This window comes from Phormidium pseudopriestleyi FRX01, from assembly GCF_017313335.1.
Lineage (GTDB): Bacteria > Cyanobacteriota > Cyanobacteriia > Cyanobacteriales > Laspinemataceae > Laspinema > Laspinema pseudopriestleyi.
In genome coordinates, this window is record NZ_JAFLQW010000567.1 from 1 (window position 1) to 2,567 (window position 2,567).

The window sequence follows — 2,567 nt, forward strand, 5'->3', positions numbered from 1 at the left end:
GAAAATATTCTGGTGGATGAATTCATGAATGTCTATTTGGTGGATTTTGGATTTGCTCATATTGGCGAGGGAGAAGTTGCGGTTAGTAGCATTGTTAAAGGGACTCTGGGGTTTATGCCACCGGAGCAATTATTTAATCGGGAACTGACTCCGGCATCGGATTTATATGGGGTAGGAGCTACTTTAATTTGTTTACTGACGGGGACAAAATCGATAGAAATTGGGGATTTAATTGACCCCAGCTATCGGATTCACTTTCAGAAACGGGTTCCTAAAATTAGCCTGGGTTGGATTCAATGGCTGGAAAAAATGGTGGAACCAAAGCCTAAAAATCGGTATGCGAATGCAGAAACCGCTCTGGAAGTGTTGACTCCCATTGAGATTAGTCGCACGCCTAAAGTGATTTCTAGTCATCAGTTGGTGCAGTTTCGCGCGACAAAGTTGGGAGAGTCGATTACCCAAACCATTTCGATTAAAAATCCGGTGCCGGGAACGATATTGACAGGGCGATGGAAATTTGCTCCGTATCGTAGAGATGGCTACTTTACTAAAAATAATCATCCCTGGATTAAAATTACCCCAGCCCGTTTTAAGGGGAATCAAGTTGAATTTACCATTACCGTCGATACCGGCAATTTGATGGCCGATCGCATTTATGATCGCGAACTATTATTACAGGCAAATTCAGACCAAAAATTATATCGAGTCGCCCTTAAAGTTAAAACTGCGCCGGAACCTGTAGAAGAGATAAAATTACCCTATCGTTGGCTAGGAATTTTGCTAGGTTTAGCCCTGAATACCGTCTGGACTCACCCTGTGAATGTGCTGGGAAATTGGATCGGATGGTTCAGTGATTCGGTGTGGGGAATTGTGGCTTTTCTGTTCCTGTTTCCCTGGACTGTGCTTTCGACCATTCGGGCGATCGCCAAGAATCCGGGTCCGGCTGCCACAGGTGCGATCGCCGGGAGTATCAGTAGTGCGGTGATTGCTGCTTTAAGTGCGATCGCCTTCGGAGTCGGGTCCATGCCTTGGACTCAAGCGGCACAGGAAGCGGCAGTCGCCTCTTCCCTTCTGGGTGCGTTAATCGGTGCTTATGCCGGTATTGGAACTGAGGAATTAATCAGCCGATTGCGGGCGATGAGAACAGCCAAAGACCTCTCCAAAACCCTTGCCGGGGCAGTCGCCGGGGGAATCTGTGGTGCATGGCCGATTGTGGATGCCACCCGTTCCCTTTCTAATGGTTGGGCTTGGCTAGGATGGATGATTTTAAGTATTTTAACAGGTATCGTGGCCGGTGCGGTCTTCGATGAAGTAGAAAATGCCAAAATCTTACCTAACCCTAAAATTAACCTCAAAATAAGCAACATTCCGACTTCTTTCTCCTGGGGAATTTCTCTGCTGACCGTGGGATTAGGAATGAGCTTGGGTTTAGCTTTAAATGGGGGAATTTTCTCTAATTATGTCGTGATTTTTCTCATTGGAGGAACCCTGATTACATTAGGGAAAATGATTTATCCTTATTGGAGGCGATCGCACCAAGTCCGGGAGTATCATGAGTCGAAAACGAAACGGATTCAACCGTAGCGATTTGAGGGGGAAGTATTATCATGTTGCTTCCCACGGATTAACCAAATCAATTCCACAATCCAAAAAGTCTCGGATGTTGCGAGTTGCTAATGTTGCCTGGTGAACTCGGCAAATGGCTGCAATTTGTGCATCAAATTGCGAAATGGGGCGACCGATCTGTTTGCGGTAAGCTGCTATTTGGGAATAAAGTTCAGCGGCTTCGTGATCGAATGCTAAAATTCGCGCTGGCAAGTAATGCTCAAAGACGATTGATGCTCCACCCTTGCATTTCTGTCGTCGCTGTCCTTCTGGGAGAATTTGAATACTGTAAAGAATTTCGGCTTGGGTAATGCTGCTTGTGTAAAGTGATGCACCGTTTTGGCTGGCTAACCATTCGCGGATGATGCTCGAACCCCTTGGCTGAATGAGTTCCGAAATCACGTTGGTATCGAGAATAATTTTCATAGTTCGCCAAACAGAGTTTCGTCAACTCGGATGGGTTCCCGTGGTGCGATCGGAATTTCGTTGGGTTCAATTTGGCTGAAGTATCGCTCAAAGACTGCAATCAGCCACTGGCCCTCGTTTTGGAAGTTTTCGGGTTGGAGTTCTGGCGCTGGTGTGGGAGGGGTGGGGTGCAGTTCGCGATCGAGAAGCTCGAACAGTTTTTGCTTGTCGGTGGGGTTGAGTTGATGAATGGCTGGCAAGAGTTCGTTGAGTCTCATGTCTGGCTCCTGGTGTGCTGTAACTATTTTACCTTCTGGAAACGTCATACGGAATTTCGCAATACTGATAAGTCTATAAAGGGGAATTTCTCTGCTGACCGTGGGATTAGGAATGAGCTTGGGTTTAGCTTTCAATGGGGCAATTTTATCTCATTATTGGATGAATTTATTAATAGTAGCCACTGCGATTCCATTAGATAAAATGATTTATCCTCATTGGGTGCGATCGCGCCAAGTCCGGGAGTATCATGAGTCGAAAACGAAACGGATTCAACCGTA

General features: G+C 46.2%; 3 protein-coding genes. 1 reads left to right on the forward strand and 2 read right to left on the reverse strand.

Annotated elements, in window-relative coordinates; all coding sequences use genetic code 11:
• Positions 1 to 1,584 (forward strand): protein kinase domain-containing protein (locus tag J0895_RS21510; protein ID WP_207090042.1); only part of this gene is annotated, 1,584 nt, incomplete at its 5' end.
• 21 nt (positions 1,585 to 1,605) lie between these two features.
• Here J0895_RS21510 and J0895_RS21515 read toward each other — a convergent pair.
• Complete coding sequence (locus tag J0895_RS21515; protein ID WP_207090043.1) at positions 1,606 to 2,031, reverse strand: type II toxin-antitoxin system VapC family toxin; 426 nt, start codon at positions 2,029 to 2,031, stop codon at positions 1,606 to 1,608.
• Positions 2,028 to 2,336, reverse strand: a complete 309-nt coding sequence (locus tag J0895_RS21520; RefSeq protein WP_207090044.1) for a hypothetical protein — start codon at positions 2,334 to 2,336, stop codon at positions 2,028 to 2,030. The genes J0895_RS21515 and J0895_RS21520 overlap by 4 nt, the downstream gene beginning before the upstream one ends.
• Between the last annotated feature and the right edge of the window lie 231 nt (positions 2,337 to 2,567).

Excerpts from the sequence above, each read along its gene's own strand:
- J0895_RS21520 (WP_207090044.1), bottom strand. The coding sequence starts at position 2,336 with ATGACGTTTCCAGAAGGTAAAATAGTTACAGCACACCAGGAGCCAGAC.
- J0895_RS21515 (WP_207090043.1), bottom strand. The coding sequence starts at position 2,031 with ATGAAAATTATTCTCGATACCAACGTGATTTCGGAACTCATTCAGCCA.